We start from the raw sequence: 25,254 nt of genomic DNA on the forward strand, positions 1-25,254 counted from the left end.
CATACTTTCATTGTAATTCATCATTCATTCGATTATCATCGAAGTATCGATTACATTTTAGGAGGAGGAAACGTGATGAACGCTCATCCGACGAAAATGGCCGAGACCGCAAAGCTTGTCAGCGATTCTTCGCGGGCAGCCATGTTAACCGCACTGCTCGATGACCGCTTCTATACGGCCAGTGAGCTTGCCGGCTTTGCTGGTATTAAGCCGCAGACTGCAAGCTTTCACCTTTCCAAGCTGGCGGATGCCGATATGCTGTTCTGCCAAAAACAAGGCCGGCATCGTTATTACCGCCTGAAAAACGCAAACATTGCCCAAGCGTTGGAAGGTCTTCTGAACATTGCACCCCCCGGCGAGATTCGCTCCCTCAGGCAGTCAGCCGAAGATCAAGCGCTCCGAAAAGCGCGGACATGCTATGATCATTTGGCCGGGACACTCGGTGTCATACTTGCTGAACGGCTTGTGGAAATGGGATTTTTGCAAGAAGAGGAGAGCGCTTTTGCTGTGACTGAAAAAGGCGCCGCATGCTTCAAAGAACTGGGTATCGACATTTCCCAAGTCCGAAGAAAGCGCCGCTCCTTTTGCCACAAGTGCCTCGATTGGAGCGAAAGACGGCACCATATTGCGGGAGCTTTAGGGGCCGCATTGCTGGACTTATTTTTCCGCATGGATTGGATCAGGCGCCGTCCGAAAACAAGAGCTGTCACCTTCACGCCTAAAGGCGAAAAAGAACTGGAACGCGTTTTCGGCCTTTCAATAAAAAAAGAGCTGTCCCAAAAGATCATAAGAAATTGACCTTTTGGGCAGCTTTTTTCTACGTTTTCCATACTGCTTCTAAGCAGTATGGATTCATCCGACCTCATTCCTTCCGGGAAGGCGCGTGTTGTGAACGAAATGGCCGATGGTGTACAAAGGACAGACCCCTGCAATTATTCTAGATTGGCATGTTTTCCATACATTTTATTTGTATCTAATCCCTTTTTCTCCATCAACCTTAAGATAACCGCATCATAAAAAAGCAAAAGAGTTTGCTCAAATAGTGAGCCCATCGGTTGAATGGTTTGATAATCGCTGTTGGTTCGGTCTTTGACTGCCCCGGGTAATTGAATGGTGAAATGAGCAAGCTTTCCAATCGTTGATTCCGGTACTAATGTAACAGCGGCAATTGTTCCGCCAATACTTTTTGCCTTTTCAGCAATGGTAACCAACCCCTTCGTTTCACCTGAACCTGAGCCGATCATTAAAATATCATGTTCTTCAAAGTTCGGCGTCACCGTTTCACCTAAAACATAAGCGTCGATCCCCATATGCATCATTCGCATCACAAAGGATTTTGCCATAAATCCTGATCTGCCGGCTCCAGCCACAAAGATCTTTTTGGATTCAAGAATTTTGTCTACTAATGTTTCAGCTTCCTCATCAGCGATTAAACCTACTGAATGATTGAGCTCCTTCATGATTTCCTGTAAAAATTCAGTAGTCTTCATCGGATCAACCTTGTTGAATCATGTCTTGCATTTTGGCTGCAACAGCTTTTTTATCTTCCTGCCCAGCGATTCCCCCGCCGACAATAACCAAATCCGGTTGGGCCTTGATCACTTCTGGCAATGTTTCCAGTTTAATTCCGCCGGCGATAGCTGTTTTAGCATGTTGAACAACACGTTTAATAGTTTGAAGATCTTCGAATGAGTTCTTACCGACGGCTTGAAGATCATAGCCCGTATGTACACAAATGTAATCGACGCCGAATGTATCTAGCTCTTTTGCCCGCGCTTCGATATCTTTCACCGCGATCAAATCAACAAGAACCTCCTTCCCTTGCTTTTTCGCTTCTTCAACAGCTCCTTTAATCGATTCATCTTCAGCCACGCCTAGAATCGTCACGATATCCGCATTTGCTTCGGAAGCCTTCTGTACTTCATACGCTGCAGCATCCATTGTTTTTAAGTCTGCCAATACTTGCAACCCGGGGAAAGCTTCTTTTATTTCTTGAACAGCTTTAAGCCCTTCAATTTTAATAATGGGTGTACCAATCTCTACGATATCAATATGTTCTTCTACCTCTTTGACGACTTTCTTCGCTTCCGGAATGTTGACAAGATCTAACGCTAATTGTAATTTCATTGATTATTCCTCCTGCTGGTCAAATTTTTATCCTATCCAGATAAATCAAATCACTAAATCTTCCATATAGAAATTTGTCATCATCTATAATAGATACAAAACCTTATTTATGTAAGTAGGCACTTTTTTCTGATATAGTATCTTAAAATAGACTAATGCAAGAGAGAGGGATGGGATGATGACGAAAACAATCAAAGGAATATACCCTGAAAAAGAATTAACATTGTCTATCCTAGAGGGAAAATGGAAACTGACTCTTTTATGTCATTTAGGTTTAAAAGGAACAAAACGCTTTTACGAGCTTAAGCAATTAACACCTAAAATCACACAACAAATGTTAACGAATCAGCTGAGAGAATTAGAGAAAAACGGACTCATTCATCGGGAAGTGTATCGCGTTGCGCCCCCTAAAGTAGAGTATTCCTTAACAGAACAAGGGAAAAGTTTATTGCCCATTCTAGATATGTTATATGACTGGGGAAAAAAACATTTAGAACAGATGAAGGAAAAAGATGACGGCATGTATTCTGAGAAGAAACTAACATTGTCTGTTATAGAGGGTAAATGGAAGCTGATTATTTTATGTCATTTAGGCTTAAAAGGAACAAAGCGATTTGGAGAACTTAGAAAACTCATTCCGAATATCACAAAGAAAATGTTGACGACTCAACTTAGGGATTTGGAAGAAGACGGACTCGTTCATCGAGAAGTATATCCAGTTGTTCCCCCTAAAGTAGAATATTCCTTGACAAAACAAGGTGAAAGTCTATTTCCAATTCTCAAAGCATTAGAAGATTGGGGTCACAGTTATATGGAACAACATTGTGGAACACGATAAAAGGTTGAATGATCCTTAATATGGACATCGGGCTATCGGAGTACATCCAATTACGCCGCCGTGGCGTCCAGTTAGAAGAATGATGAGAAATGATGCGTATTCGAGTTTCGTTTAAATAGCAAGATGTGAACAAGTACATTACGAAAATCGCCAAGTGGACTATCATCCGGTGTATGAGGCACGAAAAGAAAAGGAGCATTAAAAACGGAAAAGCGAAGAAGGCCGAACGCTTTACCAAAAAGATGTGGGGAGCGCATCTGGTTATGTCAAACAAACCGCGGCGTCCGAAGACTACACCACACCTTTGTGCAAAGTGGACATCAACATCGAGCTTAAACTTCTCGCCGTGAGGAAATGAGTGACGGATGACCATCGCTCAGATACAAAAAAACAAAAGCTGGCGAATCGCTCGATATGGTTCACCAGCTTTTATTTTTACTTTATTAAATATAATATGATGTCAAACGGCCTGTTCATACACCTTCCGAGCCGTATAGTAAGCGGTCTTGAAGATAAAATAAACGTCGATGTCGGCTGCTGCGCTCAACATCAGATTGGAGCCGAGCATATTGCTGAGCACTTTATACGCAGGGAGGCGGCATGGATCCGACGTCAAACGGGATCAAAAACAGAAACCCCATTTGTTTTTCGGTAATCGCCCGATCCTTTTTTGTTCACACCGAATCTTCTCAAGACAAACACTTGTATTCTCGTATCTTCTTGTGGATGACCTGAGAGGCGCCTGAACGAAAGAAGTTTTTTGACGGGTGCCGGCATGCCGGCTAAGCTATGCTATTCATCAAAGAATATATCTTTAAAAATGTTTGCAAATTCCCCGTCCTTCACCTTTTCTTTTGTCACCCCGTATTCCGTATGCTTTGTCAAATGATCCTTTGACAAAATCACTTTTCCGTTCTTCGTCAGTTTGGATGCGAGCGGCTTTTGATTAAATGGTGATCCTTCATCATCAAAAATGACATCGCGAACGCTTGCGAGCACTTTTTCATCGATCGGCTTTAATGTAAAGGCATACCCCTTCTGCCAGCCTTCACCTTTATTCATTTCAAGAAGATAATCGCCTTTATCCGTCTTGGTCTTTCTGACGCGGTAAGCCCCCGTTTTCGAAGTGACGGTTTCTCCTGAAAACGGGACAGGTGCAAGCGGAAGATTGGTGCCGAAGCCCGTGTCAAGGAGATAAGTATCATGGCCTTCCCGCAGGACAACGGCGACATGTGTTCCTGTCAGCGTCCATGTTTGCGTATCTTCTTTGAAGACCGTTCCCTGAACCAGCTCAACAGAAAAACCAATTTCCTTCAGAATATAATATAAAAAAGCGTTTAAATCATAGCATAATCCGCCCCGCTGATTGTTGAGCAAGGCGTCCGCCAAACCTTCTTTTGTCATCGGTATCCGTTCCTTGTTTAAAACCGCACTGTTTTCAAAAGGAAACTGAAGGGCCATTAATGATAAAAATTCAGGCAGATCGGCAAATGTCACAGGCTGATTGGACCGGTATCCGATCCTCTTATAGAGCGAATCGAGCAGAGCCGTCATCATGATTCCCCTTTCACTTTGAATAAAAAGCCAAACCCCGAAAGAGGTTCAGCTTTTTTCTTGAACATATGCGGTCAACGTATCAAGGGCTTCCTGTTCATCGGTTCCGTCGGCGATGAGCGTGACTTCCGCCCCCGAACTGACAGCAAGGCTCATCAGCCCCATGATGCTTTTCGCATTCACTTTTTTCTCTCCCTTTTCGAGAAAGATATCTGATTGAAAACGGTTGGCTTCCTGAACAAACAGTGCCGCCGGCCGGGCTTGCAGGCCTGTTTTCAAAAGAATTTCCACTTTTTTTTGCACCATACGATCTCCCCCATTCCCTGCAGATTATTTCAAAGAGACAGATTGTCCTGAACGCAGTTGTTCTGCGATTTCATCCAGTTTTCTGAGGCGGTGATTGATGCCCGATTTGCTGATTTTCCCGCTCGTCATCATTTCCCCGAGCTCCTTTAAGGTCACTTCCTGGTAATCGATGCGGAGCTGTGCAATTTCCCTCAGCTTTTCGGGCAAAGCATCAAGGCCGATTTTTTCATCGATGAATTTAATGTTTTCAACCTGTCTGAGCGAAGCGCCGATCGTCTTGTTTAGATTAGCCGTTTCGCAATTGACGAGACGGTTGACAGAATTTCTCATATCGCGCACGATCCGGACGTCTTCAAAGCGAAGCAGAGAATTGTGTGCGCCGATGACATTTAAAAATTCTGTGATCTTTTCCGCTTCCTTCAGATAAGTGATATATCCCTTTTTCCGCTCGAGTGTTTTGCTGTTCAAATGAAAAAGGTTCATGAGGCTGCATAATGAATCGTTATGCTCTTTGTACATCGAAAAAATTTCGAGATGGTAGGAAGATGTCTCCGGATTGTTGACAGATCCTCCGGCTAAAAACGCACCTCTCATATAAGACCTCTTGCAGCATCTCTTCTTGACGAGGTCTTCCGAAATGCTTCTGACGATGACGAAGTTGTCTCCGAGAATTTTTAAGTCTTCGAGAATTGATTTTGCGTTTTCGATTAGGCGCACGATGTACACATTGTTTTTTTTCAGTCTCATTTTCTTTCGCACCAGCAGCTCGACGGATACGTCATATTGCTTCTTGAGCAAAGTATAAATCCTTCTTGCAATGGCCGCGTTCTCGGTTTGGACATCGAGAACCACTTTTCGGTTTGAAAAAGACAATGAACCGTTCATCCGAATGAGGGCAGAAAGTTCCGCTTTAGCGCAGCAATCCTTTACTTCAAGGTTTGTAAGTTCTTTTTTCGTTTCCGATGCAAATGACATTTTTTAGACACCCCCATTCCAAGGCCTGCTATTCTTTTAACAAATCAACAAGAAGCGAAGCGACTTTATGTGTATCATGGCGGATGACGCCATTCTCATACGTGACAATTTGATCCTTGATGACTTCAAGCCCCATCTCGGTCAGATCGTCAATGTTGAACTGTACGGGCTGAGCCTGTTCTTTTGCATATCTTTCCCGGATATCCCCGGGAATTTCCTCGCTGTTGACAAGGATCGTATCAATAAACGGACTTCCCAAATGCTGATTAAGCGCTTTGACATGGTCGGCAGCGCTGTAATATAGCGTTTCGCCGGGCTGTGTCATCACATTGCAAATATAGACCTTTTTAGCCGCTGCGTTTAATATTTCCTCCCCTATTTTCGGGACGAGCAAGTTCGGCAGAATGCTCGTGTACAGGCTGCCGGGTCCAAGTATGAGCAGATCAGCCTCGCGTATGACTTCAATTGTTTCCGGAACAGGCTCGATCTTTTCCGGGGTTAGAAACACCCTTTTGATCCGCCGGCCGTAGGACGGTATGGTCGACTCGCCCGAAATGATTCTTCCGTCATCCATTTCCGCATGAAGTACAACGCTTGTATTTGCAGCCGGGAGCACTCTGCCCCGCACATTTAAGACCTTGCTCATTTCGGTGACGGCGTGAAAGAAATCACCGGTTATATTCGTCATCGCCGCCAAAATCAAGTTTCCAAGCGAATGGCCGAGCAAATCGCCGCCTTTGTTGAAGCGGTGCTGAAACAGGTCTTCAACGAGAGGTTCAACGTCGGAAAGCGCGGCCAGCACATTCCTGACATCCCCGGGCGGGGGAATGGACAGCTCATTCCGCAATCTCCCGGAGCTGCCGCCGTCATCAGCGACCGTCACAATCGCCGTAATGTCGACCGGCTGGTGCTTTAATCCCCTCAGCAAAACAGAAAGACCTGTTCCGCCGCCAAATATCGCGATTTTTTTCTGATCAGCCATGCTATTTTCTGCTCTTTTTCTCGATGTCCCGGTGAGTAACATGAGTATAGAAGTCCTTTTTAAAATAATCGGAAAGATATTCCGCAAGCGTCACAGAGCGGTGCTGACCGCCTGTGCAGCCGATCGCAATCACGAGCTGGCTTTTTCCTTCGCGCTTGTACGAAGGGAGCATAAAGCTTAAAAGATCAGTCAGCTTTTCAAGAAACTTTTGCGTTTCATTCCATTTCATCACATAGGAAGACACTTCGTGATCCTTGCCTGTCAGCGGCCTCATGCTGTCAATGTAGTACGGGTTCGGCAAAAACCTCACATCAAATACAAGGTCGGCGTCAATCGGAATTCCGTATTTAAAACCGAATGACATGACGTTTACCGTAAAGGTGTGTCCCGCGTCAGTCGCAAAGTGCTGGACGATTTTTTCGCGAAGATCCCTCGGCTTCATATCAGATGTGTCATAAATAATCTGTGATCGGCCTTTCAGTTCCTCCAAAAGCTCGCGTTCGGTTTCGATTCCCTCAAGCGGCAGTCCTGTCGTGGCAAGAGGGTGTGACCGCCTTGTTTCTTTATACCTTGACACAAGAATCGAATCCTTTGCATCCAAAAATAAAATGCGCGGGGTGATCCAAGACGTTTCACCGATTTCATCAAGCGCCTCAATCAGGCTGTCAAAAAACTCCCTTCCGCGCAAATCCATCACAAGAGCCACCTTGCTCATTTTTGAACTTGACTCTTTCATCAGCTCCAAAAACTTCGGGAGCAAGGACGGCGGCAGATTATCGACACAGAAAAAACCGAGGTCTTCAAAACTTTGAATCGCCACTGTTTTCCCTGCTCCAGACATACCGGTTATTATCACAAGCTGAATGTCATGGCTTCCGTTTGCATTCATGCTTTTCCCCCCTTAAGCTTAGTCGCGCTGCGGATCCAGACGGTAGGACAGCAGTTCAAAGTCAGGTGTATAAGTAAAGGTGCCGTGAAGCAGACCCTTGCCTTTCATCATAAAGTCAAGTATGTGAACATCGCCGGGCGCCATCGGCAAATTCTCTATGTCCTCTGTCTGATGCCATTTAATGATGCCTTCCTCAGACTCCTCCACATGCTTTCCAGTATAATGATCGGCGACGAACGTGAACATCATCCATTCTGATACAACCTGATCATTTTCTTTTATGATGAAGGTGAATATTCCTTTCAGCTTTGGGTTTAACACATACAGGCCCGTCTCTTCGCGGTATTCTCTGATGACGGCGTCCCTTACCGTTTCCCCGCGTTCCATTTTCCCGCCGGGAGCCACCCACCAGCCTCTGCGCGGTTTTTGCAGCAAAAGGACTTGATCATCGGAAATCAGCACACAATTCGTCACTCTTTGCAAGTCTGTCACCCATCCTTTAATTCCTTCAATTCTTTTTTCTATTATACCGTTTCCTGGAGCCAGTCACAATGAACATGCAGTCCAACTGTAAAAAACGTCTTTTCCTGGATGAATCCGGCCATTTTGAATACGCGGACCGGCAGATTGCAGAACAGGGATAAACAAGAAAATGAAAGCGCTTGCGAAAACCGTTCTTGCATTCTATTTTACAGCAAAATCCGCCTGTTCATCGCGTAAATATGAACAAATTGCGAAAATTTGTAAAAAGTGATCCGGTCAAAAAAAGGACACGGATTATGACAATCCGTGCCAAAAGAATTCATTATAAAAGGGGGTCAATTACTATACCAATCATAACGAATTTTTGTTTCACTGGTGTTACAGCGCGGTTAAAACATGATGACGATTAAATGGCGTTATTTTACAGCCTTTTCTTTTTCATTCAGCTCTTCAATGTAATGCTGAACACTCTGTGCGGCAATGCTTCCATCGCCTGTTGCAGTAACGATTTGGCGAAGGGTTTTTTCACGGATGTCCCCGGCGGCGTAGATGCCATCGACTTTTGTTTCCATCTGTTCGTTTGTTACAATGTAGCCCTCTTCATTTGTAATGTCGAGGTTTTTAAACGGCTCTGACAGCGGCAGCATACCGATGTAGATAAAGACGCCATCCGTACGGAATTCTTCTTCCTCGCCTGTGACGGTATCAACAAGCGTCACTTTGCCGACTTTTCCGTCTTGTTCGTGGATTTCCTTGACCGTCTTGTTCCACTTGAAGTCGATCTTTTCGTTGTCAAACGCCCGGGCCTGAAGAATGCTTTGCGCTCTCAGTTTATCGCGGCGGTGAACAATCGTTACTTTTGAAGCGAAACGGGTTAAGTAGACGCCTTCTTCTACAGCAGAATCTCCGCCTCCGACAACGACGAGCTCTTTGTTTTTAAAGAATGCGCCGTCACATACCGCACAATAGGAAACGCCGCGGCCGCCGAGCTCTTTTTCGCCCGGAACGCCGAGCTTCTTGTATTCAGCGCCGGCTGTGATGATGACAGCACGGGCTTTGAATTCTTTGGAACCGGCTTTGACGATCTTCGTGTCTCCGTTGTCAACGACTTCTTTGATATCGCCGTATGCGTATTCCGCTCCGAATTTTTTCGCGTGCTCAAACATTTTATTTGAAAGTTCAGGCCCCAGAATGCTTTCAAACCCCGGATAGTTCTCAACATCCTCTGTATTGGCCATTTGTCCGCCGGGAACCCCTCTTTCAACCATCAATGTTGACAGGTTCGCCCTCGATGTATAGACGGCCGCTGTCATTCCTGCAGGACCCGCTCCTATAATAATGCAGTCATAAATCTTTTCTTCTGACACAATGTTCACTCCTTCATGAATCTTCTTGCTGCTTTTGTCGGCAAGCAGTCCAATCCTCTTCAAATAAGATTCCCTTCTTGTATCTTCCTTACCCATATCCTATAAAATATCATGAATAAGCGCTATCTTTTTGCTCACACAATAAGAAAACAGGCTGAACGTCCGTTCATACCTGTTTATAGATGCTCTTTTAATGTACGTTCATATTTGGAAAGCGTTCCCGGCGAGATGTGAAAAAGCTTTGCCGTTTCAGCTTTGGTGAGGCGCTCATGGTGCGCTGTTTTCCAGATGAAATAGATGGCCGCGGCCAAACCGCCGGCGTTTTTCAGCTGAAGGCCGTAAGCCCTGATCTGCTGAATGACATGGAATATCCAAAAGCACATCGCTTCCTGTTCGATTGCGGATCTGTCCGCCTCTTCAATCGCTTTTGCCGTCCTGTACGCAAGAAGCGCCTCCTTCGATGCGGCGGCTTCTCCGTTTTCACCGTACAGCACGAGCCTGATAAACTGGTCTTCAAACGTCGTTTTGGCCATTTTTGAATCAAGCACGGCTTTAAGCTGTTCTTTTTCCCCTTTTCTTCCGCTGATATAGTATGCGGCAAGGCGTTCTTCAAGCGTGCGCTGAACGGGGGTTTTTTCCCGCCGTTCTTTCCACGGCTCCATGCGGGCGGCATCAGGGTGCTCCTCCTGCATCTTTTTCCATACGGAGCGGGCAAACTGGGTGCGGCCTGTAAAGTATGCGGAGCAGGAGAGCCAGTAATAAAAGGTTTCATCTCCTTCAAAACCCATACGGTAAAGAGATTTCAGCCATTTAAAACCGAGATCGTGCCTGCCGACGAGCGAAAGTGTGGCCCCGAGCTTATACCTTTGTTCAATCAGCATCGGATAAATATTGGAGAGCTGTTCAGAAAGCTCTTTAACCTTGTCGTCTTTTCGCTCATAATGGTAAAAAATAAGCAGATTGCATAGCGCATGCAGGTTTCCATGGCTTTTTTCCAAAACGGTAAAAATCGTCGCCTTGGCTTTTTGGACGTCGCCCGCATAAAAATACGCAAGCGCCAAATTGTTGTAAGCCGACCAAAATTCCGGATAATCGGCGATAATCTCTTCTAGCATCACGATGGATTCCTGAAGCTGTCCGTTCTCAAGCAGCGACTTCGCCCGATCCTGTTTCAGGATCAAATCATCCTGATCATACTCCGAGAAGCCTTGACCTTCTTCCCCCATATCCAATAAATCAAGGAGCTCTGCGTTTTCCGCGCTGAATTCACCGTTTGGGTCTTCTTTCAAATACGTCTCTGCCGCTTTATAAGCTTCCTGGAAAAGGCCGAGATGAGCATAGTTGTTCGCTTTAAAATAGTAGCATTCCGTCATTTTTTCATTCATGTTTTTCAATATAAAATCTAAAAGTTCATTTGACTGCTGGTAAAAGCCCATTTCTGTATAAATGACGGCAAGCTGACTCAGCATGCCCGTGTTGTCGGGCTCAAGAAAAATCGCTCTCTGAATGAGCTTGCTCGCGCGGGATAAATTTCGTTCTCTGTACGCTTTCAGCCCTTTATGATATAAATATTGTCCGTCTTGAAACAGCTGGACAATCGTCGTGTTTTTTTGGTGTTCAGAAGTGTACTTTCCCACAGATACCCTCCAATTCAAACTGTATACCGTGAGTAGTATAACATAGTTTCCAGCAGGCTTAACAGGTCAAAAACAAGTTTCGAGAAAATTCTCTCCAATTTCCACTTTTACCAGCGGATTTTGACTTTTTTCTCCCTGATGCATGCAGCTGTCATCTGCTCCGCACACGCTTTATATCGGATGTTAAGCCGTTATTTTTCATCATTATTTTCCAGCGAATCATTCCGTAAAAAAGAGTTTTTTGCCTCAGAATATTGAAATTCTATAGATGACGAATATACGTTCCCGTTATATGATAATAAAAAAGGGGGGACATGATTTGGACAACAAGCTGGAACTTGTGCATTTTTCCGAGGAACATCTGCCCGTATTGCTTGCGTTCGAGCTTCCGGAAGAACAAAGCCGATTTACCGCTTTTCCTAAAGATGTATTAAGCCCGGCAGACGGACAGCATCCAATCGTGATTTTAAATGAAGGGACACCCGTGGGATTCTTTATTCTACACACAAGCGACAGGGTGAAAGATTATACGAAAAACCGTAAGGCAATGCTGCTGACAGCTTTATCAATCGATTATAAACAGCAAGGTAAAGGCTTCGGCACAATGGGGATGCTCAAACTTCCGGAATTCACCGGCAGGGAATTCAGCCAATGTGATGAAATCGTTTTAGCCGTCAATCATAAAAACACTGCGGCACAGCGTCTGTATGGGAAAGCAGGCTTTAAAGACACCGGAGAAAGAAAAATGGGCCCTATCGGAGAGCAGCTGGTGATGAGCCTGAACATCGGGTGAAAAACGGACAAAAGGGGTACAAGCCCCTTTTGGTCAAATCATTCGTTTCCTTCATGACGTTTTTTCAATACGTCTAACACTTCATCAAGCGGGAGTGACTGTTCCCTTAAAAGGACAAGCAGATGATAGAGGAGATCCGCCGCTTCCCATTTCAATTCTTCATGATTCCGGTTTTTTGCAGCGATTATAACTTCCGCAGCTTCTTCGCCGACTTTTTTCAAAATCTTATCTACGCCTTCCCGAAACAAATATGTCGTGTAAGCTCCTTCAGGCATTTCAGCCTGACGCTCGGCAATCACTGATTCAAGTTCGTTTATGATCGCGAAACGGTCTCCTCCGGCTGTCTTGTGTCCGTCCAATGAAGTAAAACAGCTGTACGTTCCTTTATGGCAGGCCGGACCTGCCGGTTCAACAAGCACGACAAGCGCATCCTGATCACAGTCCAGGCGGATATCCTTGACACGCTGGATATTGCCCGATGTGGCTCCTTTGTGCCACAGCTCTCCGCGTGAGCGGCTGTAAAACCATGTTTCCTTTGTATCCAGTGTTTTTTGGAACGATTCTTTGTTCATATAAGCCAGGGTCAGCACTTCTTTGCTTGCTGCATCCTGGACGATCGCCGGGATTAAACCAGCTTCATTAAAATTCAATTCTTCTGCCGTTATCATCTGATATTCACCCCGCGCTCTTTTAAATAAGCTTTCACTTCTTTGACAGATGTTTCTTTATAATGAAAAATTGAAGCGGCCAGAGCGGCGTCTGCTTGGCCCTCTTCAAATACCGCGTGCATATGCGCGGCGCTTCCCGCGCCTCCCGATGCAATGACCGGGACCGGAACCGCTTCTGATACAAGCTTTGTCAGCCTGTGGTCAAAGCCGGTTTTCTCCCCGTCTGAATCCATGCTTGTCAACAGGATTTCACCGGCGCCCCGCCGAACGGCTTCCTTCGCCCATGATGCAGCTTCAAGATCGGTTTTTTTTCGGCCGCCATGGGTGTATACAAAATATTGGCCCGCGTCTTGATCATATTTCGCATCAATGGCGACGACAATGCATTGCGAGCCGAAGAATGCCGCACCTTCTGCGATCAGTTCAGGGCGGAGAACAGCCGCTGTGTTGACGGACACTTTGTCCGCTCCCGCCCGCAAAATTGTTTTCATATCCTCAAGATGATTGATGCCCCCGCCGACAGTAAACGGAATGGCGAGCTTTGCCGCCACTCTTTCCACAACGTCAACCATCGTTTTTCTCCCTTCATGAGAAGCGGAAATATCGAGAAAAACGAGTTCATCAGCGCCTTCTTTGTCATATATCTCAGCAAGTTCGACCGGATCACCGGCATCTTTCAGTTCAAGAAACTGAATGCCCTTGACAACCCGGCCGTCCTTCACATCCAGACATGGAATAATTCGCTTTGTGATCACTTGCTTCCCACCCTTTCAAGCGCTGCAGACACGGTGAATTTGTTTGTATAAAGAGCTTTTCCGACAATGGCGCCGCTGACGCCGTCTGCGCTGCGGATCGCCAATGCTTCAAGGTCGGCGAGGGAGCTGACGCCTCCGGAGGCAATCACCTGCTTGCCGGTTGCTTTTGCAAGCTGAACCGTGCTGTCGATATTCGGCCCGGACAGCATACCGTCCGTTGCAATATCGGTAAAGATAAAAACCTCCGCACCTTCTCCTGCAAGCTCACGGCCAAGCTCTTCCGCTTTCACGGCCGATGTTTCAAGCCAGCCTTCCGTCGAGACAAACCCGTCTCTTGCATCAAGTCCGATGGCGATGTGATGCCGATATGTATTCAGCATCCTTTTGACAAAATCCGGGTTTGAAACGGCTGAGCTTCCTAAAATAACCCTTTCTACGCCTTGTGACAAATATTCATAGACATCTTTTTCGGTTCTGATGCCGCCGCCGACCTGTACATCGACATTCAGCTCATTGGCGATCCTTACCACATGGCTGTCATTTACTTTTTTCCCTTCCCTGGCGCCGTCCAAATCAACAAGATGAATCCAATCGGCGCCTTCGCCGGCAAAAAGAGACGCCATTTCCAGCGGGGAATCGCCGTATACCGTTTCTTTTGCATAGTCTCCCTGTACAAGCCTTACACATTTTCCATTTCTCATATCGATGGCAGGATATAATGTAAATCCGCTCATTTTTTCACCTTCTGTTCTTCTGTCAGCTGTTGGAACCGTGTTAAAATCGACATTCCGACCGTACTGCTTTTTTCCGGATGAAATTGGGCGCCGTACACATTGCCTAAACCTACGACGGCGGGAATGCGAACACCGTAATCCGCACTGGCCAGCAATGCTTCTTCATCCATACCGCTGATATAGTAGGAATGGACAAAATACGCGTACCCTTCCTCAGTTTCCTGCAAAAGCGGTGAATCGCGATGAACCGTCAGGCGGTTCCAGCCCATGTGCGGGACTTTCAGGCGGTTTCCGGCTTGATCGCTCCCCTTCAGCTTGATGGCTTTCCCTTTTAACAGTCCGAGACCTTCTGTTGTTCCCTGCTCCTCGCTTTCGGCGAACAAAAGCTGCATCCCTAGGCAGATGCCGAGAAGAAGCTTTCCTTCACTGACAGCGTCCCGAATAAAGGGGATCAGGTCTGTTTTATGCAAAATCTCCATCGCATCCCGGAAAGCGCCGACACCGGGAAGGATGTAGCTGTCAGCTTTCTGAAGCTCGCCTGGCGACTCCGATACAAAATAAGGGGCATCAATCCGCTCAAGCGCTTTAGAAACGCTGTACAAATTGCCCATTCCATAGTCAATGACACCGATCATTTACAGCATTCCTTTCGTTGATGGAATTCCTTTGACACGTGGATCAATCATTGTCGCTTCATCAAGCGCGCGTCCCAGCGCTTTAAAAATTGCTTCGATGATGTGGTGTGTATTTGTGCCATAATGAACGATCACATGAAGGTTCATCCTTGCTTCGAGAGCCAGCTTCCATAAAAATTCGTGGACAAGCTCCGTATCAAATGTTCCTACCTTCTGGCTCGGAAACTCGGCCCTGAATTCAAGATGCGGCCTGTTGCTTAAATCGACAGCGACTTGGGCGAGCGCTTCATCCATCGGCACTAAACTTGAACCGTAGCGCTTGATGCCTTTTTTATCGCCGAGCGCTTCCAAAAGCGCCTGCCCCAGGCATATGCCGATGTCTTCTGTTGTATGGTGATCATCGATTTCCACATCGCCTTTTGCATCAACAGAAAAATCAAATTGTCCGTGTTTTGTAAATAAATCAAGCATATGCGTCATAAAGGGGACATCTGTTTGAATGTCTGCTTTTCCTTCTCCATCGATGTTAAAGGACAATTTAATGTCTGTCTCATTCGTTTTTCTTGCCCGTTCGGCTTTTCTCATCGGTCTTCCTCCCGGTTTCTGAATTCGATTGCTCTGGCATGGGCTTCAAGCCCTTCCAATCTGGCGAAGGCTGCGATTTTTTCAGCGTTTTCCGCAAACGCTTCCTTGCTGTATGAAATGATGCTGGATCGCTTTTGAAAGTCTGTGACATTGAGCGGGCTTGAAAATTTGGCCGTTCCGTTTGTCGGCAGCACATGGTTCGGGCCCGCAAAATAATCACCGACAGGTTCGGAACTGTAGCGCCCCAGGAAAATGGCGCCTGCGTGTCTGATCTTCCCTAGCAGCGCCTCAGGGTGAGCCGTTAAAATCTCCAAGTGTTCAGGAGCAAGCTCGTTCACCGCAGAGACCGCATCATCAAGCGTATCTGCAACATAAATGCGGCCGTAGTCCTCAATCGACTGACGGGCAATCTCTTTTCGCGGCAGACGCTCAAGCTGCTGCTCGATCTCTTGTTGAACCGCTTCGGCAAGCAGACGGGAGTCGGTGACAAGAATGCTTGAAGCCATTGTGTCATGTTCAGCCTGTGACAGAAGATCAGCGGCCACCTCCCGCGGGTCTGCCGTCTGATCGGCAAGCACCGCGATTTCGCTTGGCCCTGCAATCATGTCAATATCAACCTGGCCGAATACTTCCCGCTTTGCCAAAGCGACATAAATATTCCCCGGCCCCGTAATCTTATCAACGGGCAGAATCGTTTCCGTTCCGTATGCCAATGCCGCGATCGCCTGTGCACCACCGATTTTGCACATTTCTGCTATGCCGAGCTCGGCCGCCGCAACCAAAACACCGGGAGACAATTTGCCGTCTTTTCCTGGCGGGGAGACGAGGACGATCCGCTCGACGCCCGCGACAAGTGCAGGGATCACATTCATCATGACAGATGATGGATAAGCGGCGGTCCCGCCTGGTACATAAACACCGGCTGAATCCAGCGGCGTGATCTTTTGGCCGAGCATCGTCCCGTCCTTCCGGTGATAAAACCACGAAGATGACAGCTGGCGTTCATGGTACTCTTTGATATTGAAGATCGCCGCTTTTAAGGTGGTGAGATCACTTTGTTTCAGCTTGCCGTATGCTTCTTCAATCTCCTGTGCAGAAACGCGGAAATCGGCAATATCGACTCCGTCGAACTGCCGGGTATAAGCAGAAAGAGCCGCGTCTCCATTTTTCTTCACTTCTTCAATGATCGCACAGACCGCTTTTCTCTGTTCTTCCGTCCCGGAGCTGATGGAACGTTTTAATGAAACAGCCGCGTTTCCGCTGATGGATATAATCTTCATTTTGTCTTTTCCCCTTCCACAATGAGAGACAGCCGTGAAGCCATTTCATCGATCACTTCATCCTTCATTCGGTAGCTGACAGGGTTTACGATCAACCGGGACGTGATCTCACAAATCTTTTCTGTTTCTACAAGACCATTTTCCCGCAAAGTCTGCCCCGTCGACACAATGTCAACGATCCTGTCGGCAAGGCCGATGAGCGGAGCGAGCTCAATCGAGCCGTTGAGCTTGATGATTTCCACCTGCTCTCCCTGTTCCCTGAAATAGCTTGATGCGACGTTTGGATATTTCGTCGCGACCCGCGGTGCAACTCCGCCGGCCGCCGCCAGAGGCAGGCCGGCCACAGCAAGGTGGCATTTGCTGATTTTCAAATCAAGCACCTCATACACATCACGCTCTTCTTCAAGCATGACATCTTTGCCGGCGATTCCGACATCAGCCACTCCATGCTCAACATATGTCGCCACATCCATCGGCTTGGCGAGAATAAAGCGAAGGTTTTCTTCAGGGACATCAAGAATCAGCTTTCTTGAATCATCGAATTCTTCCGGAAGCTGATAGCCGGCTTGCCGCAGCAATCCGGCGGCTTCTTCAAAAATCCGTCCTTTCGGCATCGCAATCGTCAATTCCTTATCCATGCTGTTCTTCCTTTCTGGCCCCGATAAAATAGGTTACATTTTGAAAAGATTTGGTCATCCGGTCGATATTTTCGATTCCCGCTAAATCCTGCACAACGACTTTTTTGCCTTTCAGCCGCTCTTCTTCGGCAAATTTGATCGCTTCCGCCCGCTGTTCTGTGCTGAAAATCACGACATCCATGTCTTCCTGCTCCTCGTCTGGGTTCAAAGCTTCCAGAAGCCTGTCGATCCTGATTCCAAAGCCGGTGGCCGCGGCCGGAGAGCCGAAATGACCGAGAAGCTGATCATAGCGGCCGCCGTTTCCGATTGGAAAGCCGACGTTTTCGGCATAAACTTCAAATAAAATGCCCGTGTAATAGCTCATATGGCTGACCATGCTGAAATCGAGTTTGATATCATTCGTACATCCGTAGTCACCGAGCGTTTCCCAAAGCGTCTCAAGTTCTGTGATCGCATTTTTTCCTTTTTCGGAATCGACGAGCTGCTCTGCTTTGCCGCACGTTTCAATACCGCCCCTAAGCTTCAGCAGCTCAAGCAGTCTGCTTTTATCGATGGATGATAAATTCAGCGACTTCACATGCTCACGATAACCGACATAGTTCTTTTCATATAAATACCTTCTCAGCACTTGCGCCCTTTCTTCATTGCCCAATACCTCCATAAACAAAGCATCGGCAATGCCGACATGACCGATCGAGATTTTAAAAGAGGACAGCCCCGCCTTTTTCAGCGAGAAAATCACGAGTGCGATCACTTCGGCATCAGCGCTTGTCGATCCATCGCCGATCAGTTCGACCCCTACCTGTTCGAATTCAGCGGGGCGGCCGCCTTCGCGTTCCTGAGCCCGGAAAACGTTCGCCGCATATCCGACTCGGAGCGGATGGTTTTCTTTATGGAGCTTGGACGCCGCCACCCTTGCAATCGGTGTGGTCATGTCAGGCCTTAAAACAAGGGTTTTCCCCTCCTGATCCAGGAGCTTAAAAAGCTGCTGGTCTAATATCGCCGATTGAACACCGACGGTATCATAAAACTCCAGCGTAGGCGTCTCTACAAACTGATATCCCCACAAAACCATAACCTCTGTCAAAGATGAACGCACCTTTTTCTTTGTTTCATAAAGTTCAGGCAAAGTGTCTCTCATGCCGTACGGTTTTTCGAACATAAACATATACACTTGCACCCCCATATACGCTAGAAGGAATATTCCGAATCCTTTAGTTCGCTAATATGATAATATGCTAACAGATAAAAGAATCAAAAGCAACAGATGATATTCAAATGGGCCATGGGGCTGGGCAATTCTTTCTTTTATTTCATGAACAGCTTGATGATATAATAAAAAAGGACTACTTATTTACGGTTAATCAGCATTGTATGAACAGGAGATCGATATGAAAATTTTAAAAACGTTTTTTCTTATTTTATTCCTTACAGCAGTCATGACCGCCGTTCTGATCCTGTTTTCTAGAGATGCGCTGAGCCCGCTGGCTGAGGGCATCAAAAATTTCCAAACAACTGTAGGCATTAAAACGAAGGAAACGAGCCGGGCTCCCCTGGACGTTCCCCTGATCAAACAAATGGATTCGCCAAAGCTTTACAACGGCTGTGAAGTTGCCAGCCTGGCGATGATTTTAAACTACAGCGGATATGATGTGACAAAGAATGAATTGGCTGAAAAAATCAAAAGGGTGCCGCTGCAATATGAAAACGGCTTGAAAGGAAATCCAAATGACGGCTTTGTCGGCGATATGGAAAACGGCCCCGGTCTCAGCGTCTACCATGGGCCGATTTATGATTTAGCCTCATCTTATGCAGGAGACAAAGTCATCGACCTGACAGGAAACAGCCCTGAAGATATTTACGAACAGCTGAATAAAGGGAGACCGGTTTGGGTGATTACAACCGTTCATTTCAACAAGGTGAATGATATGGAGACTTGGGAGACGCCAAGCGGCAAAGTCGATGTGACTTACAGTGTACACAGTGTGGCGGTTACAGGCTATGATGAAAACTATGTTTATCTGAACGATCCATATGGCTATAAAAACCGGAAAACAGATAAAAGCAATTTTGAAAAATCATGGAAGCAAATGGGCAGCCAGGCGATTGTGATTGCTTCCTAACGGAAAAACAAGCCTGCCGAGTCACCGGCAAGCTTGTTTTTAGGTTGTGTTATTCTGTTCCTTTTTGAACAGCCTGCCAGAAGGACTCGGATTCATAACCTAATGAATATACCGAGACCCCGGCTAGATGATCATCGTTTGTGAGGCGGCTTTTCATTTCTACCGTGTTTTCATTTTCATACCAAACGACATGCTGATGACGCTTCTGATCGACATAAGAAAACGTCATGGATGCTGTTCCGCTGTCATACTTCGGTTTGGCCCCCGTCTCATTTTTGAGCGTCCGAATTTCATTCCATTGTTTCAATGTGTTGTTGCCTTGATCTGTTAAATCCCAATCATATCCGTACGATGGAATCCCCATGATCACTTTATCCGAGCTGATTTCTTCGACTGCAAATTCGAGTGAGCTTTTGATCCAGCCCATGCTGCAGACAGATCCCGGCTCGCTCCAGCTGCCGTGTTCATCATATGTCATCACTTGTACAAAGTCGGCGGCGGCTCCGATTTTCCCGTAATCATAAGGCCAGCTCCAATCATCCTCCGGGTCATCGGCGCTTTTGGCCGGCACGGAAACCATCGTTTGGATTCCTTCCCTTTTTAAAATATCAGAGATGTATTGGATAAATTTCGTGTATCCGGATCGCTCTTCCGGAAAAACAGCTTCAAAATCGATGTTGATGCCATCATAGCCATGCCCTTTAGCCAGGCTCACAAGCCGATCCGTAAAGCGTTTTCTGTTTGTTTCGTTTGTCATAACCGCGGAAGCTAAATCCCCGTCAAAATCTTGAATCGCTTCGTTATAATTGGAGATCACAGCCCATGTCTTGATTTGGTGCTTTTCTGCAAAGGAGAGCTGGTTTTCAGGCGCTTCTCCTATGAGATTTCCCTTGGCATCAAAAGCGAATGTATCGGTGGCGATCGAATTGATATAGTCATGATATGCGGCCAGCGATTGATATGAAGCGCTGTCGCCAGTCGTATAGCCGACAATCATCCTCTCCGCAGCATCCGCTTTCACATACGTCAGAAACACCAAAACAGTTGAAAAAGCGAGACATACCCACAATTTCTTTTTCATTATCAAGTTTCTCCTTTTCTTTTTCCTCATTTTAACATGAAACAGGAGCCGGATTTTTAGGAGGAAGATGTCTTTTTTCAGACATTACAAGCTTGAAAACCCCTGCCGTCATTCAGCAGGGGTTTTCAAACGTTTTTCCATTTCTTCTTTTGTATAGATAAGCCGCATTGGATTGCCGCCGACAAACGCTCCGGGCGGAACATCTTTGTGGACGAGCGTACCGGCGGAGATGACTGCGCCGTCGCCGATTTCAACACCGGGAAGGATCGTCGCATTCGCTCCGATCATCACTTCATCGCCGATTTTAACCTCGCCGAGCCGATACTCTTTGATTAAATATTCATGGGCTAAAATGGTCGTATTGTAGCCGATCACGGTGTTTCGTCCGACGGAAATTTTTTCGGGAAACATCACATCAAGCATGACCATCAGGGCAAATGAGCTTTTTTCACCGATCTCCATTCGCAAAAAGGTCCGGTACAGCCAATTTTTGACCCCTAAAAAAGGCGTATAGCGCGCCGCTTGTATGACGATGAAATTTTTGACCACTTTGAAAAACGGAACCGTCTGATAGACGTGCCATAACGAATTGGCGCCTGACACCGGATAGCGTTTCGTTTTTCTCAAGTTGTTTCCACTCCAAGGATTTGAAGGAGGTCGCTCATTTTGCTGAGCATATAATCGGGGTGGTGCTTGGCAAGGCTTTCCTCTCCTTTTACCGTCCACGCGACACCCGCGGTTTTTGTTCCCGCATGTTTCCCCGCTAATATATCGTGGTAATTATCACCGATCATGATCGCTTCCGCGGGACGGCTGTCAAGCTTTGAAAGCGCGAGCAGCACCGGCTCCGGGTCCGGTTTTGGCCGCTCTACGTCATCAAGGGTCACTACCGTCTCAAAAAAAGCATCCAGACCGGTAAGCTTTAGCCCCATGTTGACGGTATCCCGCAGCTTGGTTGTAACAATTCCGAGCTTGTATCCTTCAGCTCTCAGACGCTCAAGCGTCTCGTATACCGTCTCATACTCTGTGACAAGCTCATCATGCATTTGATGATTGAATTCGCGGTACATCCTGATCATCTCATCTGTTTGATCCGGATGTATGCTGCTGAAGGTTTCATACAATGACGGGCCGATGAAACTTAGCACATCCTCCCGCTGATACCGGCCGGGTGCATAATGATCAAGCGTATGCAAAAACGACGCGATTATCAGCTCATTTGTATTGATAAGCGTTCCATCCAAATCAAATAAAACCGTATTAATTTTCATAGAAAGCCTCCTTTCTCCGAACGGAATATCCCGGTTTTTTCCACAAACGCGATACGGCGATTGTCAGCAGCACCGCTGTCACAAGCCTGATCATTAGCAACGGCAAGGCAGGTATGCCGAGCGGAATAAATACCAATGTGTCTTCGACAACAGCATGGCAGGCGACAAGAAAAATAAAGGCAAGCGTGACATCGCGTTTGCTGACGCCGTCTTCCTCAACGGCTTTGATCATGACACCGGCACCATACGCCAGTCCGATCGTCAGCCCGGCGACCATTGTCATCGATGTGTTTTCTTTCATCCCGAGCATTCTCGTCACCGGTGCAAACCACTTTGAAAAAGTGTTTAGCCAGCCGAGATCCCGCATATATTGAATGATGATCATCAACGGTATCACAATGGCGGCAAGCTGAAGGATCCCCAGCCCCGCTTTTGTGACGCCCTCAAGCGCGATGTCAAGCCAGCCGGACGGAGCTGTGCTCTGCGCTGAAACGAGGCCGTATTCAGCCGCGTCCTGCCCGCCGTGCCAAACAAGATTGATGATAACAGCGGCGAAGGCAGCGAGACCGATGCGGACGAGTAAAATGACCCATATTTTGATGCCGACCCTTGAAGCGACTGTCGATTCGATGATCAGGTTGTGGCAAAACGACAGCATGATCGCCAATATAAAGACCTCTTTAACCGTTAAATCAAGCGTCAAAATCCCGGCGATCCCCGCATACAGGTTGAGCATGTTGCCCAGCACAAGCGGTATCGCCGCTTCTCCCGAAAGACCGAAAATTCCCATAGCCGGAGTGATCATCTTGATCAGCCAGTCCATGACCGGTGTATGCTGAAGCAGGCCGACAATCAGTGTCACCGGAAAGATCACCTTGCCGAGTGTCCACGTCGTTTTCAGACCGGCTTCCAGTCCGGCTTTCAACGTTCCCTTCATTGCTGTCTCCCCTTTAATGACAATCTACATCTCCTGGTATCGTTTAATCTCTCCGCCTTTCAAGCGTCTGAATAGAATCAGCGCGGCCGCGATGATAATCAGCACGATTGAAATAACCTGCGCCATGCGCAGCGCTTCCGTCAGCATCAGGCTGTCCGTCCGAAGGCCTTCAATATAGTAGCGGCCGATAGAATACCAAATGACATAGATTAAAAACAGTTCGCCCCTCTTTAAATTCGCTTTTCTTAAAAGAAGCAGAATCACAACACCCGTGAAGCTCCATAATGACTCATACAAAAACGTCGGCTGATAATATTGCCCGTTAATATACATTTGGTTGATGATAAAATCAGGCAGGTGGAGATTTTCTAAGAACGCTCTTGATACGGAGCCTCCGTGCGCTTCCTGATTCATAAAGTTTCCCCAGCGGCCGATGGCCTGGCCCAAAAGAATGCTGGGAGCCGCGATATCAGCAAGCTTCCAAAATGACAGGCCTTTTACCTTTGCAAAGATAAGTCCGGTCAGGACGGCTCCGATAAGACCGCCATGGATCGCAAGACCGCCGTTCCAAATCTGAATGATCTGGTCGGGGTGTTCGCTGTAGTAGCCCCATTCAAAAATGACATAGTACGCCCTTGCGCACAAAATCGCAATCGGGATTGCAAAAAGCACCAGATCGACAAACGTGTCTTTATGCAGCCCCCTCCGTTCGCCTTCTCTGACCGCAAGCCACAATCCCAGCAAAGCGCCGAGACCGATGATGATACCGTACCAATGTACGGCGATCGGCCCAAGGTGGAAGGCAATCGGATTCAAAGGTTCAATCGTTTCATTCATATTGTCATCTCCTATTCTTCAAGCTCACCATCTTCAATGACATCCGCCAGTTTATGAGTGAATTGCTCCGCCGCGTTCAGACCCATACGCTTCAGCCTGAAGTTCATGGCGGCCACTTCGATAATGACGGCAAGGTTTCTTCCCGGACGGACCGGAATGGTCAGCTTTGGAATGTCAGTATCAATGATTTTCATTGTTTCCTCTTCAAGGCCTAAACGGTCGTATTGTTTTCCCTGCTCCCAAAGCTCAAGGCTCATCACAAGTGTAATCCGTTTAAAACTTCTGACGGCACCGGCGCCGAACAACGTCATGACATTGATGATGCCGAGACCTCTGATTTCAAGAAGGTGCTCGATTAATTCAGGGGCGCTTCCGATCAATGTATCCTGATCTTCCTGCCTGATCTCAACACAGTCGTCTGCGACAAGACGGTGGCCCCTTTTGACAAGCTCCAGCGCCGTTTCACTTTTTCCGACGCCGCTTTTTCCAATGATCAGCACCCCGACACCGTAGACATCGACAAGCACGCCATGGATCGCAGTCGTCGGAGCAAGCTGGCTTTCAAGATAATTCGTCAGGCGGCTGGTCAGACGCGTCGTCTTGAGCGGGGAACGCAGAACAGGCACACCGTTTTCTTCCGACGCTTCAATCAATTCAGGCGGGATCGGCAAATCGCGCGACAGAATGATCGCCGGTGTAATTTCCGTGCATAAAGAAAGCATCCGCTGTTTTTTGTCTTCCTCGGGAAGCTTCTCGAAAAAGGTGATTTCCGTTTTTCCAAGAAGCTGGACCCTCTCTTTTGGATAATATGTAAAATAACCCGCCATTTCAAGGCCCGGTCTTGATAAATCACTCATCGTGATCGGACGGTTGATCCCTTCTTCTCCGCTGATGAGCTCAAGTTTAAATTTATCCATTACATCTTTTGTTCGAACTTTCGGCATGATGATTGCACCCTCCTTTTCTAAAGGTGAAGAACTTGACATACAGCTTTATTCTATCACTTTCAAAATAAACCTAAAACAATTTTTGCAGAAGGCGCTGCCGCCGCCTTTAGAAACATCGTTTTCCGGGCTTTCTTTCAGGCCGGAAAATCAGTAGTATGAAAAGAGGAATGTTTAAAGGAAGTGAAGAGACCGTGGAATACAACATTCACGATACAACCGTGCTGAATGAGGACATCCTCTCCCCGGAGGAAAAAGAAACATGGGTCCTTTATATGAAAGTGCTGACAGCCGCGGGACTCGGAGACGTATCCGAATGGATGAAGCTCGATATCAGTATGCCGCAAATGAAAGTGTTGATGCTGCTCAACAATCATGGAAACTTGAAAGTCTCTGAAATTGCCGAAAAAATGGGCGCCTCCCTGTCAAATATGACCGGGCTGCTCAGCCGTCTTGAACAGGCAAACTTTATTAAAAGAACGCATTCCGCGCAAGATCGGCGTGCGATCGTCGTCGAATTAACAGAGGAAGCGAAAGATATTTTCCGAAGCTTATATCAAAAAGGGCACGAAAAGCTAAAAAAAGCGCTCCAAATGATGAATGAGCAGGAGAAAAACAAAGTGAACGAAGGCCTTACCATTCTTGAAAAAGCGCTTAAAGCCAATCAGGAAGATTAGGGACAAGCTGCACCCGGCGCGGTGCAGCTTTTTTTGTTGAAAAATCACCTTTGACAAAACCATTTTTTTCTAAGATGATAAAATTAGTTCATTTTAAGTGAATTATTCACTTAAAATTAATTAACAAGGGGGGAAAAC

Annotated in this window: 29 protein-coding genes and 1 pseudogene; 6 read left to right on the top strand and 24 right to left on the bottom strand. The window is 46.8% G+C overall.

Features of this window, described 5'->3' with window-relative positions:
• Positions 1–75 precede the first annotated feature (75 nt).
• Positions 76–798: an ArsR/SmtB family transcription factor gene (locus ACINLD_RS15595; RefSeq protein WP_077736100.1), complete on the top strand. Its 723-nt coding sequence runs from the start codon at positions 76–78 to the stop codon at positions 796–798.
• Between the two features lie 134 nt (positions 799–932).
• Here the strand turns inward: ACINLD_RS15595 and hxlB are convergent, their stop codons facing one another.
• Both hxlB and hxlA read right to left on the bottom strand, forming a co-directional pair.
• Positions 933–1,490, bottom strand: a complete 558-nt coding sequence (gene hxlB, locus ACINLD_RS15600; RefSeq protein WP_026588872.1) for a 6-phospho-3-hexuloisomerase — start codon at positions 1,488–1,490, stop codon at positions 933–935.
• Between the two features lie 4 nt (positions 1,491–1,494).
• Entirely contained in the window at positions 1,495–2,127 is a 633-nt protein-coding gene (gene hxlA / locus ACINLD_RS15605; protein ID WP_026588873.1) for a 3-hexulose-6-phosphate synthase, read from the bottom strand.
• Positions 2,128–2,302: 175 nt separating this feature from the next.
• On the opposite strand from hxlA, the pseudogene ACINLD_RS15610 reads away from it, so the two are divergent.
• Together ACINLD_RS15610 and ACINLD_RS15615 are read left to right on the top strand one after the other, a co-directional pair.
• Positions 2,303–2,623 (top strand): annotated as a pseudogene (locus ACINLD_RS15610) (winged helix-turn-helix transcriptional regulator); the annotation flags it as partial.
• A gap of 3 nt (positions 2,624–2,626) precedes the next feature.
• Entirely contained in the window at positions 2,627–2,965 is a 339-nt protein-coding gene (locus tag ACINLD_RS15615; RefSeq protein WP_256860324.1) for a winged helix-turn-helix transcriptional regulator, read from the top strand.
• A 792-nt stretch (positions 2,966–3,757) separates the two neighbouring features.
• On the opposite strand, the gene ACINLD_RS15620 is transcribed toward ACINLD_RS15615, so the two are convergent.
• The 8 genes from ACINLD_RS15620 to ACINLD_RS15655 form a co-directional block, all read right to left on the bottom strand.
• Positions 3,758–4,519: an arylamine N-acetyltransferase gene (locus ACINLD_RS15620; RefSeq protein WP_026588876.1), complete on the bottom strand. Its 762-nt coding sequence runs from the start codon at positions 4,517–4,519 to the stop codon at positions 3,758–3,760.
• A 48-nt stretch (positions 4,520–4,567) separates the two neighbouring features.
• Positions 4,568–4,825, bottom strand: a complete 258-nt coding sequence (locus ACINLD_RS15625; protein ID WP_026588877.1) for an HPr family phosphocarrier protein — start codon at positions 4,823–4,825, stop codon at positions 4,568–4,570.
• 24 nt (positions 4,826–4,849) lie between these two features.
• Positions 4,850–5,800 carry a DNA-binding protein WhiA gene (whiA, locus tag ACINLD_RS15630; RefSeq protein WP_026588878.1) on the bottom strand — a complete coding sequence of 317 codons (951 nt, stop codon included), beginning with the start codon at positions 5,798–5,800 and terminating at the stop codon, positions 4,850–4,852.
• Between the two features lie 28 nt (positions 5,801–5,828).
• Positions 5,829–6,782 (bottom strand): uridine diphosphate-N-acetylglucosamine-binding protein YvcK, encoded by a 954-nt coding sequence (gene yvcK, locus ACINLD_RS15635; protein ID WP_026588879.1) that lies wholly within the window; start codon positions 6,780–6,782, stop codon positions 5,829–5,831.
• Position 6,783: 1 nt separating this feature from the next.
• Positions 6,784–7,671: an RNase adapter RapZ gene (gene rapZ, locus ACINLD_RS15640; RefSeq protein ID WP_026588880.1), complete on the bottom strand. Its 888-nt coding sequence runs from the start codon at positions 7,669–7,671 to the stop codon at positions 6,784–6,786.
• 18 nt (positions 7,672–7,689) lie between these two features.
• Positions 7,690–8,163: an 8-oxo-dGTP diphosphatase gene (locus tag ACINLD_RS15645; RefSeq protein ID WP_142246078.1), complete on the bottom strand. Its 474-nt coding sequence runs from the start codon at positions 8,161–8,163 to the stop codon at positions 7,690–7,692.
• Between the two features lie 407 nt (positions 8,164–8,570).
• Positions 8,571–9,521 (bottom strand): thioredoxin-disulfide reductase, encoded by a 951-nt coding sequence (gene trxB, locus ACINLD_RS15650; RefSeq protein WP_409444449.1) that lies wholly within the window; start codon positions 9,519–9,521, stop codon positions 8,571–8,573.
• A 176-nt stretch (positions 9,522–9,697) separates the two neighbouring features.
• Positions 9,698–11,158 (bottom strand): tetratricopeptide repeat protein, encoded by a 1,461-nt coding sequence (locus tag ACINLD_RS15655; RefSeq protein WP_026588883.1) that lies wholly within the window; start codon positions 11,156–11,158, stop codon positions 9,698–9,700.
• Positions 11,159–11,456: 298 nt separating this feature from the next.
• Here ACINLD_RS15655 and ACINLD_RS15660 point away from each other — a divergent pair, with 298 nt between their 5' ends.
• Complete coding sequence (locus ACINLD_RS15660) at positions 11,457–11,951, top strand: GNAT family N-acetyltransferase (RefSeq protein ID WP_026588884.1); 495 nt, start codon at positions 11,457–11,459, stop codon at positions 11,949–11,951.
• Between the two features lie 38 nt (positions 11,952–11,989).
• On the opposite strand, the gene hisIE is transcribed toward ACINLD_RS15660, so the two are convergent.
• From hisIE to ACINLD_RS15700, 8 genes are read right to left on the bottom strand one after another with little or no spacing between them, the layout of a single operon-like run.
• Complete coding sequence (gene hisIE / locus ACINLD_RS15665) at positions 11,990–12,619, bottom strand: bifunctional phosphoribosyl-AMP cyclohydrolase/phosphoribosyl-ATP diphosphatase HisIE (protein WP_026588885.1); 630 nt, start codon at positions 12,617–12,619, stop codon at positions 11,990–11,992.
• Positions 12,616–13,374, bottom strand: a complete 759-nt coding sequence (gene hisF / locus ACINLD_RS15670; RefSeq protein WP_077736098.1) for an imidazole glycerol phosphate synthase subunit HisF — start codon at positions 13,372–13,374, stop codon at positions 12,616–12,618. The genes hisIE and hisF overlap by 4 nt, the downstream gene beginning before the upstream one ends.
• Positions 13,371–14,108 carry a 1-(5-phosphoribosyl)-5-[(5-phosphoribosylamino)methylideneamino]imidazole-4-carboxamide isomerase gene (gene hisA / locus ACINLD_RS15675; RefSeq protein WP_026588887.1) on the bottom strand — a complete coding sequence of 246 codons (738 nt, stop codon included), beginning with the start codon at positions 14,106–14,108 and terminating at the stop codon, positions 13,371–13,373. The genes hisF and hisA overlap by 4 nt, the downstream gene beginning before the upstream one ends.
• Positions 14,105–14,743, bottom strand: coding sequence for an imidazole glycerol phosphate synthase subunit HisH (hisH, locus tag ACINLD_RS15680; RefSeq protein ID WP_026588888.1), 639 nt, complete (start codon positions 14,741–14,743; stop codon positions 14,105–14,107). The genes hisA and hisH overlap by 4 nt, the downstream gene beginning before the upstream one ends.
• Positions 14,744–15,328, bottom strand: coding sequence for an imidazoleglycerol-phosphate dehydratase HisB (gene hisB / locus ACINLD_RS15685; RefSeq protein ID WP_026588889.1), 585 nt, complete (start codon positions 15,326–15,328; stop codon positions 14,744–14,746).
• Entirely contained in the window at positions 15,325–16,608 is a 1,284-nt protein-coding gene (gene hisD / locus ACINLD_RS15690; protein WP_077736097.1) for a histidinol dehydrogenase, read from the bottom strand. The genes hisB and hisD overlap by 4 nt, the downstream gene beginning before the upstream one ends.
• Positions 16,605–17,246 carry an ATP phosphoribosyltransferase gene (hisG, locus tag ACINLD_RS15695; protein WP_026588891.1) on the bottom strand — a complete coding sequence of 214 codons (642 nt, stop codon included), beginning with the start codon at positions 17,244–17,246 and terminating at the stop codon, positions 16,605–16,607. The genes hisD and hisG overlap by 4 nt, the downstream gene beginning before the upstream one ends.
• Positions 17,239–18,414, bottom strand: coding sequence for an ATP phosphoribosyltransferase regulatory subunit (locus tag ACINLD_RS15700; RefSeq protein WP_026588892.1), 1,176 nt, complete (start codon positions 18,412–18,414; stop codon positions 17,239–17,241). The genes hisG and ACINLD_RS15700 overlap by 8 nt, the downstream gene beginning before the upstream one ends.
• Positions 18,415–18,637: 223 nt before the next feature.
• On the opposite strand from ACINLD_RS15700, the gene ACINLD_RS15705 reads away from it, so the two are divergent.
• Entirely contained in the window at positions 18,638–19,369 is a 732-nt protein-coding gene (locus ACINLD_RS15705; RefSeq protein ID WP_077736096.1) for a C39 family peptidase, read from the top strand.
• Between the two features lie 49 nt (positions 19,370–19,418).
• Here ACINLD_RS15705 and ACINLD_RS15710 read toward each other — a convergent pair whose 3' ends face one another.
• The 6 genes from ACINLD_RS15710 to hprK all read right to left on the bottom strand — a co-directional run bounded on the left by ACINLD_RS15710 (position 19,419) and on the right by hprK (position 24,439).
• A complete protein-coding gene (locus ACINLD_RS15710; protein WP_077736095.1) occupies positions 19,419–20,450 on the bottom strand; it encodes a glycosyl hydrolase family 18 protein in 1,032 nt (343 codons plus the stop codon).
• Positions 20,451–20,558: 108 nt separating this feature from the next.
• Positions 20,559–21,077 (bottom strand): acyltransferase, encoded by a 519-nt coding sequence (locus tag ACINLD_RS15715; RefSeq protein WP_026588895.1) that lies wholly within the window; start codon positions 21,075–21,077, stop codon positions 20,559–20,561.
• On the bottom strand, positions 21,074–21,721 hold the full coding sequence (gene ppaX, locus ACINLD_RS15720; RefSeq protein WP_077736094.1) for a pyrophosphatase PpaX: 648 nt from the start codon (positions 21,719–21,721) through the stop codon (positions 21,074–21,076). Before ppaX ends, ACINLD_RS15715 begins: the two co-directional genes overlap by 4 nt.
• The gene (locus ACINLD_RS15725; protein WP_077736093.1) at positions 21,711–22,658 is read right to left on the bottom strand and encodes a nucleoside recognition domain-containing protein; all 948 of its coding nucleotides are present in this window, start codon (positions 22,656–22,658) and stop codon (positions 21,711–21,713) included. Before ACINLD_RS15725 ends, ppaX begins: the two co-directional genes overlap by 11 nt.
• 24 nt (positions 22,659–22,682) lie before the next feature.
• Positions 22,683–23,495, bottom strand: coding sequence for a prolipoprotein diacylglyceryl transferase (lgt, locus tag ACINLD_RS15730; protein ID WP_026588898.1), 813 nt, complete (start codon positions 23,493–23,495; stop codon positions 22,683–22,685).
• An 11-nt stretch (positions 23,496–23,506) separates the two neighbouring features.
• The gene (hprK, locus tag ACINLD_RS15735; protein ID WP_026588899.1) at positions 23,507–24,439 is read right to left on the bottom strand and encodes an HPr(Ser) kinase/phosphatase; all 933 of its coding nucleotides are present in this window, start codon (positions 24,437–24,439) and stop codon (positions 23,507–23,509) included.
• Between the two features lie 194 nt (positions 24,440–24,633).
• Between hprK and ACINLD_RS15740 the strand changes: the two genes are divergently transcribed.
• Positions 24,634–25,116, top strand: coding sequence for a MarR family transcriptional regulator (locus ACINLD_RS15740; protein ID WP_026588900.1), 483 nt, complete (start codon positions 24,634–24,636; stop codon positions 25,114–25,116).
• Positions 25,117–25,254 lie beyond the last annotated feature (138 nt).

The organism is Bacillus sp. z60-11 (assembly GCF_046464135.1).
GTDB classification, from domain to species: domain Bacteria; phylum Bacillota; class Bacilli; order Bacillales; family Bacillaceae; genus Bacillus; species Bacillus sonorensis_A.